The sequence below is a fragment of the Streptomyces sp. TG1A-60 genome, from assembly GCF_037201975.1.
Lineage (GTDB): Bacteria > Actinomycetota > Actinomycetes > Streptomycetales > Streptomycetaceae > Streptomyces.
The window spans coordinates 3,580,434-3,592,983 of sequence record NZ_CP147520.1 but is presented as its reverse complement, the minus strand read 5'-3'; the positions used below and the strand labels follow the sequence as shown (position 1 = coordinate 3,592,983).

13 protein-coding genes are annotated in these 12,550 nt (G+C 70.6%); 7 read left to right on the top strand and 6 right to left on the bottom strand.

Going from position 1 to position 12,550, the window contains the following annotated elements; translation table 11 throughout:
• Positions 1-11 precede the first annotated feature (11 nt).
• The 6 genes from WBG99_RS15225 to WBG99_RS15200 form a co-directional block, all read right to left on the bottom strand.
• On the bottom strand, positions 12-509 hold the full coding sequence (locus WBG99_RS15225; protein WP_338896832.1) for a hypothetical protein: 498 nt from the start codon (positions 507-509) through the stop codon (positions 12-14).
• An 86-nt stretch (positions 510-595) separates the two neighbouring features.
• Complete coding sequence (locus WBG99_RS15220) at positions 596-1,174, bottom strand: FAD-dependent monooxygenase (RefSeq protein ID WP_338896831.1); 579 nt, start codon at positions 1,172-1,174, stop codon at positions 596-598.
• Positions 1,159-1,779: an FAD-dependent oxidoreductase gene (locus tag WBG99_RS15215; RefSeq protein ID WP_338896830.1), complete on the bottom strand. Its 621-nt coding sequence runs from the start codon at positions 1,777-1,779 to the stop codon at positions 1,159-1,161. Before WBG99_RS15215 ends, WBG99_RS15220 begins: the two co-directional genes overlap by 16 nt.
• 112 nt (positions 1,780-1,891) lie before the next feature.
• The gene (locus WBG99_RS15210) at positions 1,892-2,917 is read right to left on the bottom strand and encodes a 3-oxoacyl-[acyl-carrier-protein] synthase III C-terminal domain-containing protein (RefSeq protein ID WP_338896829.1); all 1,026 of its coding nucleotides are present in this window, start codon (positions 2,915-2,917) and stop codon (positions 1,892-1,894) included.
• Positions 2,914-3,585 (bottom strand): SRPBCC family protein, encoded by a 672-nt coding sequence (locus tag WBG99_RS15205; RefSeq protein WP_338896828.1) that lies wholly within the window; start codon positions 3,583-3,585, stop codon positions 2,914-2,916. Before WBG99_RS15205 ends, WBG99_RS15210 begins: the two co-directional genes overlap by 4 nt.
• A complete protein-coding gene (locus tag WBG99_RS15200) occupies positions 3,582-5,306 on the bottom strand; it encodes a thiamine pyrophosphate-binding protein (protein WP_338896827.1) in 1,725 nt (574 codons plus the stop codon). The genes WBG99_RS15205 and WBG99_RS15200 overlap by 4 nt, the downstream gene beginning before the upstream one ends.
• A 185-nt stretch (positions 5,307-5,491) precedes the next feature.
• Between WBG99_RS15200 and WBG99_RS15195 the strand changes: the two genes are divergently transcribed.
• The 7 genes from WBG99_RS15195 (at position 5,492) to WBG99_RS15165 (ending at position 12,549) form a co-directional block, all read left to right on the top strand.
• Positions 5,492-5,743 carry an acyl carrier protein gene (locus tag WBG99_RS15195; RefSeq protein ID WP_338896826.1) on the top strand — a complete coding sequence of 84 codons (252 nt, stop codon included), beginning with the start codon at positions 5,492-5,494 and terminating at the stop codon, positions 5,741-5,743.
• Complete coding sequence (locus WBG99_RS15190; protein ID WP_338896825.1) at positions 5,740-6,633, top strand: cyclopropane-fatty-acyl-phospholipid synthase family protein; 894 nt, start codon at positions 5,740-5,742, stop codon at positions 6,631-6,633. Before WBG99_RS15195 ends, WBG99_RS15190 begins: the two co-directional genes overlap by 4 nt.
• Entirely contained in the window at positions 6,633-7,958 is a 1,326-nt protein-coding gene (locus WBG99_RS15185; protein ID WP_338896824.1) for an FAD-binding oxidoreductase, read from the top strand. Before WBG99_RS15190 ends, WBG99_RS15185 begins: the two co-directional genes overlap by 1 nt.
• Positions 7,955-8,974, top strand: coding sequence for an SDR family oxidoreductase (locus tag WBG99_RS15180; RefSeq protein WP_338896823.1), 1,020 nt, complete (start codon positions 7,955-7,957; stop codon positions 8,972-8,974). The genes WBG99_RS15185 and WBG99_RS15180 overlap by 4 nt, the downstream gene beginning before the upstream one ends.
• Positions 8,975-9,003: 29 nt before the next feature.
• Positions 9,004-9,918 carry an SDR family NAD(P)-dependent oxidoreductase gene (locus WBG99_RS15175; RefSeq protein ID WP_338896822.1) on the top strand — a complete coding sequence of 305 codons (915 nt, stop codon included), beginning with the start codon at positions 9,004-9,006 and terminating at the stop codon, positions 9,916-9,918.
• Positions 9,919-10,001: 83 nt separating this feature from the next.
• A complete protein-coding gene (locus tag WBG99_RS15170) occupies positions 10,002-11,477 on the top strand; it encodes an MFS transporter (RefSeq protein WP_338896821.1) in 1,476 nt (491 codons plus the stop codon).
• Positions 11,478-11,538: 61 nt separating this feature from the next.
• Positions 11,539-12,549: an acyl-CoA desaturase gene (locus tag WBG99_RS15165; RefSeq protein ID WP_338896820.1), complete on the top strand. Its 1,011-nt coding sequence runs from the start codon at positions 11,539-11,541 to the stop codon at positions 12,547-12,549.
• Position 12,550: the final 1 nt, after the last annotated feature.

Here is a 12,550-nt window from a genome sequence, read left to right as displayed (position 1 = left end):
GCGGTCCGGGGTCAGAAGACGATCGGGCCCGGGTTCTGCTTCGTCACGGCGTTGCAGGTGTTGGACATGCCGAGCACGTTCAGACTGAGGGAGACCTCGCCCGACCCGGCGGCCGGGATGTACGAGTCGAAGCTTTCGCCCGCCGACACGGCACCGGTCAGCGGGCCGATGACGACCGGCTCGCCCGCCCCGGCGGCCTCGTTGGCGGTGCCGCTGAAGGCGACGGTGCCGCCGGTCGCGCGCTCGAGGCTGAGCGTGGCCGTGATGGAGTCGGCGGGGAGGTCTACAGGGGCGAGGCCGCCGCTGGTGGAGATCCGGACCGAGCCGACACCGTTGTCGGCTTCCGCCTCGATCGTCAGGTCGGTGACGCCGAACGCTCCGCAGTCGTAGGTGGCCGTGACCGTCTGCGCGGCGGCCGCTTCCACAGCGGCGGCCGGCGCCGTGGCGGCCGCCACGCCGCCCAGCAGGAGACAGGCGGTGGCGGCGATGGTCGTGAAGTTCTGACGCATGGACAAAGGTTTCTTCCCTCGAAGGTCGGTGGGGGGAACAGCCGGGCGGCGGATGCGCCGCCCGGTGTCACCCGGCGGCGTGGGTGTCACGCGGCCGGGGAGCCTTGGGGAACGGCCGGGGGATGCCAGTCCGCGACGCCGTCGAAGCCGCGCAGCAGCAGCGCGGGGACGATCTTCGACATGGCCTGGATCGCGCCGTCACGCAGGGCCAGCGCGGCCGGGGAACGCAGGGCCATCAGCCGGGAGGCGCGCTCCGCACGGCGGATGAGGGCCGTCGTACGGGGGCGGCGCTGCTCGTCGTAGCGGGCGAGCGCGGCCGTCGGGTCGGTGCTCGGCGCCGCGTGGTGGGCGAGGACGACGCTGTCCTCGATCGCCATGTTGGCGCCCTGGCCGAGGGTCGGCACCATGGCGTGCGCCGCGTCGCCGAGGAGGACGGCCCGGCCGCGCTGGAAGTGCTCCAGGGGCTGGGCCATATGGAACACGTCGTGGCGCAGGACGTCCTTCGCCTCGATCGAGTCGAGCACGGCGGGCACGGGGTGGTGCCATTGGCCGAACCGGCGCCGCAGCTCGTTCTTCTCCCCGTCCGGTGAGCGTCCGCCGCGCTCGGTGAAGGCGCAGGCGTAGATGAAGACGCTCTCCGGGTCGCGGATCAGGGTGCCCCACACCTGGCCGGGGCCCCAGGTCTCGTGCGGGACGAAGCGGGGCGGCGTAGGGGCGAGGAACCGCCATACCGTCCAGCCGCCGTACGTCGGGCCCGGGTGCTGGGGAAGAGGAAGCGACGGCACGCCGAGTTGACGCCGTCGGCACAGACGACAAGGTCCGCCTCGTACTGCTGCTCCGCCGTGGACACGGTGGCCGGGTGCCCGCTGCCTCCGGCGCCGGTGAGGGTCGCGGCCTCGCCGGTACGGACGCTGCCGTGGGGCAGGCGGCCGACGATGAGGCCGACCAGGTCGCTGCGGCGCAGGACGACCAGCGGTCCGCCGAACCGGGCGACGACGGACGCACTGGTCGTCCTGGCCAGTGGCCGGCCCTGGGGATCGCGTAGCAGACCGTCGCCCTCCCAGGCGGAGAGCCGGCTGATCTCCTCGCCGAGCGCGAGCGCCGCCAGCGCGCGCTGTGCGTTGGGTGCCAGGGTGAGCGCGGCGCCGACGGGGGCGAGGGCGGGGGCGCGCTCCAGGACCGTGACGTGCCAGCCGCGTCTGTGCAGTCCCAGCGCGGCCGTCAGACCACCGATTCCCGCACCGATCACGACAGCTCGGGGGTGGGGCATGAACTCTCCTCTCTCGCAGGTGAGTTGCGTGCTTCGACGACGGCACCGGCCGGGGGCCCGGTCCCGCCGCCGTGGTCCGCAGGTGCCCGCGGCAGGCCGCCGGGGCGGGCCGTCACGCCCGGGCACTCCCGGCCCGCCAGCGCACCGCCGCCGCCCCCGCGAAGTCGCCCGCGTGGGCGAAGCCCGCCAGCATCAGCAGGTTGCCGTCCTTGATCCGGCCCTCGCGGATGCCGTGGTCCAGGGTGATGGGGACGGCCGCGCCGAAGAGGTTCCCGAAGCGGTCGAAGGTGTCCAGGTGCCGGTCGGGACCGATGGACAGGCGCTGCCGCCACTGCTCCAGGAACATCCGGTTGGGCTGGTTGGTGATCAGCGCGTCGAGGTCGTCGGTCTTGAGGCCCAGTTGTTCGCACAGGCCCAGGACCACCTCGGGCACCAGCTGGTTGCCGCGCTCGACGATGTCCTTGACCTTGCCGGGGGTGAACCCGACGTGCATCTGGCTGGTGCCCGCCTCCCAGTACTTGCGGCCGTCGCTGAGGGTGAGACCGCAGTCCCGGGTGTACTCGCCGCGGTTGGCGACCTGCACGCCCAGCACCGGCGACTCGTCGGACGCGGCCACGAACGCGGCTGCGCAGCCGTCCCCGGGGATCACCGCCTCGGGGAGTCGGCGCACGTCGGGCTGGGTCATCACGGGGCCCGCGCAGTTCTGCACGTTGAACAGCAGGGCGGACGTTGCCTGGCCGGTGCCGATGAGGACCCGTGCCAGCCGCAGCAGGTGAACGAAGGAGGCACAGCCGCCGTTGTGCGCGTCGAGAACCCAGTCGGCCCGGATGCCGAGCCGGTGGGCGACCTCGGCGCCGGCGCCGGTGAACGGCACCTCCGGCAGCAGCGAGTTGGTGATCACCACGTCCACGCCGCGCAGCGCGTCCTGGCCGATGCGCTCGGCCAGGGTGTGCGCCGCCTTCTCCATCATGTCGGTGGGCGTCTCGTCTCGGGAGACCTGATGGCGGGAGTTCGGCGCCTTGAACATGGTGTGGTCGGTGAGCGCGGCGTCCTGCTCCTGGTACCGCAGGAAGTACTCGGTGCCGACGGGCTCGCCCGGCAGGTAGGAGGCGAGTTCGAGCAGGCTGACCGGCCTCATGCGGAGGGGCTTCCGTGCCGGTGCTCGAGGATCTTCTTCAGGTTGTCGATTTCCACCTGGTGGCCCGCGTAGAACAGCGGCCACATGTCGCCGACCCAGGGGCGCTCGGGGGTGGACGCCAGCTCCGGGTGCGGGTTCTTGTCGTAGTAGGGGTGGCGGCAGTTGGTCCAGATGACGACCGAGCCGGGCTTGTTGAGGACGATCTCTGCCGGGACGATCCGGTGGAGGTAGTTCATCCACAGTTCCTGGCCCTGGTCCCAGGCGCACCGCATGTCCACGGTCAGGGCGTTCGGGTCGCCGTCGATCCGCATGAATATCTTGGTCTGGTCGTCGAGGAGGACGTCCCGGCCCTGGTAGACGCCGGGAACGTCGGTCGGCGCGAAGTCCCGGGTGCTGTACGTGTACTCGTTCAGGTTGCGGACGTCGGTGAGGTACTCGTAGACCGCCTGCGGCGGCGCGTCGATGTACTGGTGGACGGTGACGAACTGCCCGTACACCTCGTCGTAAGTGAAGCTCTCCCTCGTCAGCTGTCCGGCGAGGGCCATGGCCTCCTCGCGCGGCGTGGTCTCCCAGCGCAACAGGCCGGGGACGTCTTTGACGCCGGCCGGGATGGGGTCGGGGGCGACATAGCCGGGCAGGGGGGTCGGCTGGCTGATGGAGGTGGTCATCCTGGTACTGCTCCTTCTGAGACGGGCCGTCCGCGGCCGGTGGCCAGCGCCTGCTGGTGGAAGGGCCGGAACGGCGGCATTTCGGTGGGGTCGAGGTCCACGCAGATCAGCGCGGGCGACGTGGTGGCGTGGGCGCGGTCCAGGGCCGCTGTCAGCTCTCCGACGGTGCGGACCGTCGTCGCGGCCAGGCCGGGGAACATGGCGGCAACACCGTCGCCGATCCGGGCCGGGCGGAAGACGTTGAACGTGTAGTCCCCGGAGAAGAACAACTGCTCCCGGGTGGCGCACATCGCGTGCGCGTTGTTGTTGAGCACGACGAAGGTGACGGGCAGCCCGTGCTCGACGGCGGTGTGCAGCTCCATGCCGTGCATGAAGAACGCCCCGTCGCCGGCGATGACACAAGTGCGCCGGCCGGTCGCGAACGCCGCGCCGATCCCCGCCCCGAAGCTGTGCCCCATGCCGCCCATGCCGAGGGCGGCGATGAACCGGCCGTCGACGGGCACGTCGACGTGGTGGATGGCGCTGGCGCCCGCGTTGCCCGCGTCGGCCGCGACGTTCGCCCCCTCGGGGAGCGCCGCCGCGACGGTCAGGACGGATGTCCGCATGTCCAGCGGGGTGGACGCCGACGGTAGGGGGTCGGCGGTTGCTGCCCGCCCCAGGCCGGGGCCGGGGCCGGGTTCCGCACCGGACAGGGCGCGGCGCAGCAGGTCCAGTTCGGCGGCCACGGGGCCGGTGAGCCTGACGAGCTCCTCCCGCGTGTCGAGGAACGGCTCCCGGGGGTCGACGCAGACCACTGGTACGCCCTTGAGGTGCTCGTGCAGGCCGACCCCGGCCATCTGGGGCAGCCGCGTCCCCGCCAGCAGCACGGCGGACGCCCGCTCCAGCTCCTCCTCCACCTCGTCCATGCCCATCACCCCGGTCACGCCCAGGTGACGCGGGTCGCGCGGGTCGAAGACGTCTTTGGCGTCCGGGGCGACGGCGACCCGCGCGTCCAGCGCCCGGACCAGCCGGGCCAGTTGGGGCCTGGCGTCGGACCGGGCGACCGCCTCACCGGCGATCACCACCACACCGCCCTTTCCGCGCGCCGCCCGCAGCAGCCCCGCCGCCCGGGCACGGTCGGCGGTCTCGGAGAGCGGCAGCCCGACCGGCTCCCGGGCCACGCTCGGCGACGCACCGGACGAGAGCACGGCCTGCTGCACGTCCTTGGGCAGCAGGAGCACTGCCGGTCCGGGTGCCGCCGGGTCCGTCGCCGCCGCGAGGGCCCTCGGCAACTCGTGGACGATCCGCTCCGGTTCCCGCACGCGTACGCAGTGCACGGCCAGCTCGGTGAACATCCGTGTGGCGTCGATCGATCCGGCCAGACCGCTGGTCTCCTGGAACGAACCGTGGCCGTCCAGCCTGGCCGGCGGCTGCCCGATCAGGACGAGGGCCGGTACGTAGGACGCCCTGAGTTCGGCGATCCCGGGCACCAGATTCATCGCGCCGGCGCCCGAGGTGGAGGCGATCACCGGTACGCGCTGCGAGGCCCGGTGATATCCGTCCGCCATGGTGGCGGCGGAGTACTCGTGTTTGGCCACCACACCGAGCGGGCCGACCTGCGCATGGTGCAGCGCGTCATACAGGTCCTCGATATTCGCGCCGCCGACTCCGAACACATGGCTGACTCCCTGCCGGTGCAGAAAGTCAACGATGAAATCTACTAGGCGCGGTGAATTTCTCATGAGGCCGCCCTTCGTCAGACGGTGGTGCCGTCATTCAAAAAGGAGCGCCCGCCCGGGACAAGTGACGTGGATCTGCCAGGGCCCCCACGGCCGGCATGGCAGGGATCTGTCATGTCCGGCTGCCATGTGTTCGGCCGGGTCGCGACCTTAGGTTCCCGGCATATGGACGAACGAAAGGAAACGCCGTGATCACCGTTGCCACTGTCTGCTCCCTCATCGAGAAGAAGCTCGGCAGCAAGGCCGCGGGCCTGACCCTGGACGAGAACACGGCCTTCGACTCCGTCGGCCTGTCGAGCCTCCAGATCGCCGACATCGTCTACACCATCGAGGACGACGCGGAGATCGAGCTCGACCCGAGCCAGGCGGCCAACGTCAAGACCGTCGGGGACCTGGTCAAGCTCGTGGGGACCACCAAGTCCGCCGGTACCCCAGCATGACCGCCACCTCCTACCGAGGGGCCACCGCCGAGGCGATCAGACACCACTACGACGTGTCCAACGACTTCTACGCCCTGTGGCTGGACGCCTCCCTCACCTACACCTGCGCCCTGTGGGACGACTCCGCGGCCGCCCTGCCCGGCGTCCCGGAGACCCTGGAGAGCGCCCAGGCCCGCAAGCTGGACTACCTCATCGAGGGGGCCAGGGCGGCCGGTGCCCGACGGGTGCTGGACGTCGGATGCGGCTGGGGAAGCCTGCTGAAGCGACTGACCGGGATCTACGGCGTCGAACGCGCCGTCGGCCTCACCCTCAGCGACAGCCAGGCCGAGCTGGTGTGCGCGGCGGCGCTGCCGGGTACCGAGATCCGGGTCGAGAACTGGCGGGACCACCAGCCCGACGAGGGGTACGACGCCGTCATCTCCATCGGCGCCTTCGAGCACTTCGCCGCCCCGGGGCTGTCCCGCTCCGAACGGATCGCCGCGTACCGGGAGTTCTTCGAGCGCTGCTACGCCTGGCTCCCGCCGCGCGGCCGGATCGCCATGCAGACCAACGTCAAGGGCAACAACACCGTGATGGACAAGGCCACCGTGCGTGAGCTGATGTTCATCATCGAGACGATCTTCCCCGAGTCGGAGATCCCTGCGCTCTCCGAGGTCGTCGAGTCGTCCGAGAAGCTCTTCGACGTGGTGTCGCTGCGCAACGACCCGGACCACTACGCGCGCACCTGCGCCGAGTGGTTGCGCCGGCTGCGCGAGAACCGCGAGTCCGCCGTGCGGGTCGCGGGCGAGCAGAACGTCCTCAACTACGAGAAGTACCTGGGTGCGAGCGTGCGGCACTTCGAGAACCGGCACCTGGGCTTGTCGAGGATCATGCTCGAAAAGGGGCGCTAGTGGGTACACGCAAGCACGTCGTCTACTGGCACGACACCGAGGGTGTCACCCCCGAACCGGCGCTGCGCTCCAACGTGGACTGCGATGTCGCCGTCGTCGGCGGCGGATACACCGGACTGTGGGCCGCCCACTTCCTCAAGGAGGCCGCGCCCGCGCTCGACATCCGGGTCGTCGAGTCCCAGTACTCCGGGTACGGGGCGTCCGGCCGCGCCGACGGGTTCGTCACACCGACCATCGGAAAGGACATCCAGGCCCTGGTCCAGGAGTTCGGCACCCGCCGCGCCCTGGAGGCCTCGCAGGCCGTCGGCCGGTCCATCCTCGAGATCGGCAGGTTCCTGCGCCGCAACAAGATCGACGCCGAGTACGAGGCCAACGACTACCTGATGGTCGCCACCGACGCGGCACAGCTGCGCCGGCTGCGCGAAGACCGGGAGCTGGCCTCTCGGATCGCCGGCCGGGAACAGCCCGACATCCTCTCCGCTGCGCAGGCCCAGTCCGTCATCAGCTCGCCCGCCGTGCTGGGCGCCATGCGGACCGGCGGCGCGCTGGTCAACCCCTTCAAGCTGGTCCGGGGTCTGGCGCGGGTCGTCAAGGAACGCGGCGTCACCGTCTACGAGAACACGCCCGTCCTGCAGGTGCTGCCCGGGGCGCGACCCACCGTCGTCGCACCCGGCGGCCGCATCACGGCCGACAAGGTGATCATCGCGGCCAACGCGCACCAGTTCACGTTCGCGCCGTTCCGCAACAGGACCGTGCCGATCTGGAGCTACGCGATGGTGAGCGAACCCCTCACCGACGCGCAGCTCGGGCGGGTCGAGTGGGCCGGCCGCGAGGGCATGGTAGAGGCCAAGACGTTCCTGACCTGCGCGCGTTTCACCGCCGACAACCGGCTGATGTTCGCGGGGGGGCCCGCCCTGTACTTCATGGGCCGCGACATGCGCCGGCGGCGGATGAACGACCAGCGTGCCTACCGGGCGCTGCACGAGGAGTTCCAGCGGTTCTTCCCCATGTGGGGCGACGTGGAGTTCACCTACGCCTACGGCGGCACGATCGACGTCACCCGGGACTACGCCCCGCACTTCGGCCGGCTCCCCGGCACCAACGTCTTCTACGGCTACGGCTTCAACGGCAACGGCATCGCCGCCACCCACACTGGCGGAAAAGTGCTCCGCGACCTTGTCCTCGGCAAGGACTCGGAGTACTCACGGCTGCTGTACGTCGACGACCAGCACCGCAAGCAGCGCAGCTTTCCGCCGGAGCCGCTCCTCTACATCGGCGCTCGCGCTACTACACGCCTGATGGAGTGGAAGGAGTCCCGGCCATGACCGGACAGCGCCGCACCGTGCTGCTGACCGGCGCCTCAGGCGTCGTCGGCCAGGCCGTTCTGCGCGAGGTGCCAGGCCGCCCGCTGCGGGTCATCTCCATGGCCCGGCCCGGCGGCGCGGCCCTGCCGCCCGGCACCGACGAGATCCTCGGCGCTGATCTGGCACAGGAGCGCTTCGGACTCGACGAGGACAGTTATCGGGCTCTGGCCCGCGACGTCGACACCGTCATCCACTCGGCCGGGCTGACCGAGTGGGGACTGGCCGACGAGCGGTACAAACCAGTCAACATCGACGGCACCCGCCGAGTGATCGAATTCGCCGAACGCGCAGGCGCCACCGTCCACTTCATGAGCACCGCCTTCGTGGCCGCGCTCTTCAAAGACGCCCCGCACCGGCTCAGCGACACCAACGTCACCACCAACTACGTTCGTTCCAAGCTGCGCTCCGAACAGCTGCTGCGCGACAGCGGCATCCAGCACACCGTGTTCCGCCCCACCAATCTGATCGGCGACTCGGCCACCGGCTGGACGTCGCGCGGCCAGATCGTGCAGCTGATGTCCGATTGGATCTGCCGCGGCCGGGCTCCGTTCATCCCGGTCCACCAGGGCAACCGGATCGACATCGTGCCGCAGGACCTGCTCGCCAAGGCCGTGCTGCGCGCGGTCGAACTGGGTGACGACGAGGGAGCGTTCTGGGTCACCTACGGCGACGAGGCCATGACCATGGAACGTGCCATCGAGGTGTGCGCCAAACACGCGGCCGGCCTCGGCCGCACCCTTGGCCCGATCCCGGTCACCGACCCCGACCGCCTCGACCCCGAGGAACTGCGCCGACTGCCGCCGCCAGCCCGCTCCTACCTGTCGGTGCTGCGGGACGTCAGCGAGGTGACCCGGTGCAGCGGAGGCATCCTGCCGACGTCCCTGCGCGAACTGCGCGAGCGGTACGGCATTCCGCACGTCCAGGACACCGACGCCTACCTGCGGACGCTCGAGTACGCCTCCGCCCACCTCAGTTAGCCGGCCGCTCAGCCAGAGAGGACGCACACGTGAACGAGGATTGGAAGCCGCCCAGGCTGGCCGGCGCCGTCGCGGTGGTCACGGGCGCCAGCCGCGGCGTGGGGCGCGGCATCGCCCTGGCCCTCGGCGACGCGGGAGCCACGGTGTACGTCACCGGGCGCAGCACCCGCGGAGAGGGCCGCACCGAGGGTCTGCCGGGCACGGTGGACGATACCGCCGAGGAAATCACCGCCCGCGGCGGCACCGGCGTCGCGGTGCGCTGCGATCACCGCTCGACCGACGACAACCAGGCCCTCGCCGACCGTGTCCGCGCCGAACACGGCGGCCTCGACCTGCTGGTGAACAACGCCTGGGCGGGCTACGAGCGCTCCGCCGACGTCCGCTTCGACGCCCCGTACTGGGACCAGCCCATGTGGCGGTACGAACTGTGCGAGGGGTCGCTCCGCGCCCAGTACGACATCACCCGGCTGCTGACCCCGCTGATGTTCGAACGCCTGAACGGCCTGATCGTCGGCATCGGCTTCACCGACGGCGACACCTACCTCGGGCAGGCGGCGTACGACGTGTTCAAGGCCGCCAACGACCGGCTCGGCAGGGCCTTCGCCGCCGACCTGCGCAAGAAGCGCGTCACCGCACTCTCCCTGCACCCCGGGTTCGTGCGCACCGAGCGGGTGGAGGCGGCCTGGGAGGCGCTGGGCGACGGCCCGGCCGCGGTCGTGCACTCCCCGGAGTACGTGGGCCGCGCCATCGCCCACCTGGCAGCCGACCCCGCCGTGGGGGAGCGGTCGGGCCAGGTTCTCGCCGTCGGCGACCTCGCTGGCGAGTACGGCTTCACCGACGTCGACGGCCGACGGCTGCCCGCCTTCCGACTGGAGGGCCGGATGAGCCTCGCCACCCGCATGGACCGGCTCAACCGGGTCGTGGCACGGACGACCCCCTCCTGACCCACGCGGTCCGGTGGGCCGCGTGGCATCCCCCCACAAGCACCAACCACCACCCACTGGGAGATCGTCGAATGGGAGAAAGCATGGGCAGGGGAACGGCCCCGTCCACGGCCAAGGACAACGCGACGGCCGGATCGGCGGGCAAGGCGGCAGGCCTCGTCCTCGCGGTGACCTGCGGTGCGCAGTTCATGGTCATCATCGACGACACCGTCGTCGCGATGGCGCTGCCGACGATTCGCACCGCGCTGGACTTCGAACAGGCCTCGCTGGCCTGGGTCATCGACGCGTACATGCTGCTGTTCGGCGGCTTCCTCGTGCTCGGCGGCCGGTGCGCGGACCTCTTCGGCCGGCGCAAGGTGTTTCTCGCCGGTCTCGGTGTCTTCACCGCGGCCTCGCTCGCCTGCGGTCTTGCCACCACGCCCGAGATGCTGATCGTGTCGCGCGGCGCCCAGGGTTTCGGCGCGGCACTGCTCAGCCCGGCCGCCCTGTCCATCCTGATCACGTTCTTCACCGAGGCGAAGGAGCGCCGCAAGGCCCTCGGGGTGTGGGGCGGACTCACCGGTATATCCGGGGTCTCCGGCGTGCTCCTCGGAGGTGTCATCACCGACATCATCGACTGGCGCTGGGTGTTCTTTGTCAACATCCCGGTCGGCATCCTGCTGTTCGCACTCGCCCTGCGGCCCGCGCTCGCCGACCGTGAGCCGCCGGCCAAGGGCACGTCGACGGACACCACCGGCGCCCTGCTCATCACCTCCGCGCTGCTGCTTCTCGTCTACACCGTGATCAGCACCAGCCACCGGCCGTGGGGCTCCACCGCCACCGTGGCCGGACTCATCGGCGCCGGCCTGCTGCTGGCCGGCTTCGTCATCAGGGAACTGCGCGCCTCCCAGCCGCTGATCCGGCTCGGCATCTTCGCCAGTCGGCAGATCGCCGCGGCGAACGTGATGATGCTGCTCGCGGCCTCCGGCCTGTACGGGATCTTCTTCTTCCTGACCCAGTACATGCAGGTGCTCCAGGAGTGGTCGCCCCTGCGCGCCGGCCTGTCCTGGGCGCCGTTCGGCGTGACCATGGCGGTGTTCTCCGGCATCGCCATCCAACTGATGCCGAGGCTCGGCAGCCGCATCCTGTGCCTGGTCGGGCTCGGCACCGCCACCGTCGGCCTCGGACTGCTGACAGGCGCCCCCGTCAAGGCCTCGTACGTGTCCGACGTCCTGCCCACGCTGCTGCTGTGCGCCGCCGGATACGGCCTGGCGATGGTGCCCCTGGTGGTTGCCGCGGTGAGCGGCGTGGCGAAGGCGGACTCCGGAGCGGCCTCCGGCGTCCTCAACACCGGCCAGCAGATCGGCGGCGCCACCGGCCTCGCGGTGCTGGCGGCACTCGCCAGCAGCACCCTCGACGACGAGGTGGCCTCGGGCACGGCGATGCCCGACGCCCTGCTGGCGAGCTTCCACTCGGCCTTCCTCGTCGGCACGGTGCTCAGCGCCTGCGCCGCCGCGCTGGCACTGGTGCTGCCCGCGCTGCGCACCGAGTTCGACCCGGAGACGACCTCGGGCGCCTGACCCACCCCGGCGGCGCCGAGTGCACCACACAGGACCAAGAGAATGAGGGATAGAGGGGGATATGGACGGCAGGGAACATCGCTGGTACATGCTCGTGGTCTCCGTGGTACCGCTGCTCGCGCTCGGCGCCGCCATGGTGCTCGCGTGGAACCACATCTTCGGCTGGACCGACGTCCTGGTCACGGCGATCATGTACGTGATCTCGGGCATCGGCATCTCGACCGGCTACCACCGGCTGCTGACGCACCGCGCGTTCGAGACCTACAAGCCGATACGGGTGGCGCTCGCCGCGGCCGGTGTGACGGCGGGCCAGGGCCCGCCGATCATCTGGGCGGCCCACCACCGCAAGCACCACCGGGTCGCCGACAAGGAGGGCGACCCGCACAGCCCGCACCTGGGCTTCGAGCCCGGTTTCAAGGGCGCGCTCGCCGGCATGTGGCACGCCCACCTCGGCTGGCTGTTCAACGTGAAGCTCAGCTCGGACCCGATTCGCTACTGCCCGGACCTGGTCCGGGAGAAGTCCATGCGCTGGCTGAGCGAGAACTTCCTGCTCGTCGCCGCCGCCGGTGTCCTGCTGCCCGGCCTGATCGCCTTCGCGGTGACCGGCGGCTCCGTACAGGCCATGCTCACCGGCGTCCTGTGGGGCGGACTGGTCAGGATCTTCCTGATCAACCACATGACGTACGCGGTCAACTCGATCGGCCACTACTTCGGCCGGCGCCGCTTCACCACCACGGACGAGTCCCGCAACGTCGCCTGGTTGGCCATTCCGTCCTTCGGTGAGGCCTGGCACAACAACCACCACGCGTTCCCTCGCTCCGCCCGGCACGGGATGAAGTGGTACGAGGTGGACATCTCTGCGATCTTCATCTGGACGCTGGAGAAGACCCGGCTGGCCTGGAAGGTCATCCGCATCGACCCCGAGCGCATGACCATGCGCGAGGCCGGCATCAGCCGGGTCAGCGGCAGCACGCTCAGCAAGCAGGAACTCTTGGACGGCCAGCAGAAGATCGTCCCGATGGCGGAGCGCTCCCGCGACGGCTCCGACATCTCGCTCGTGGACGTGGAGTGAC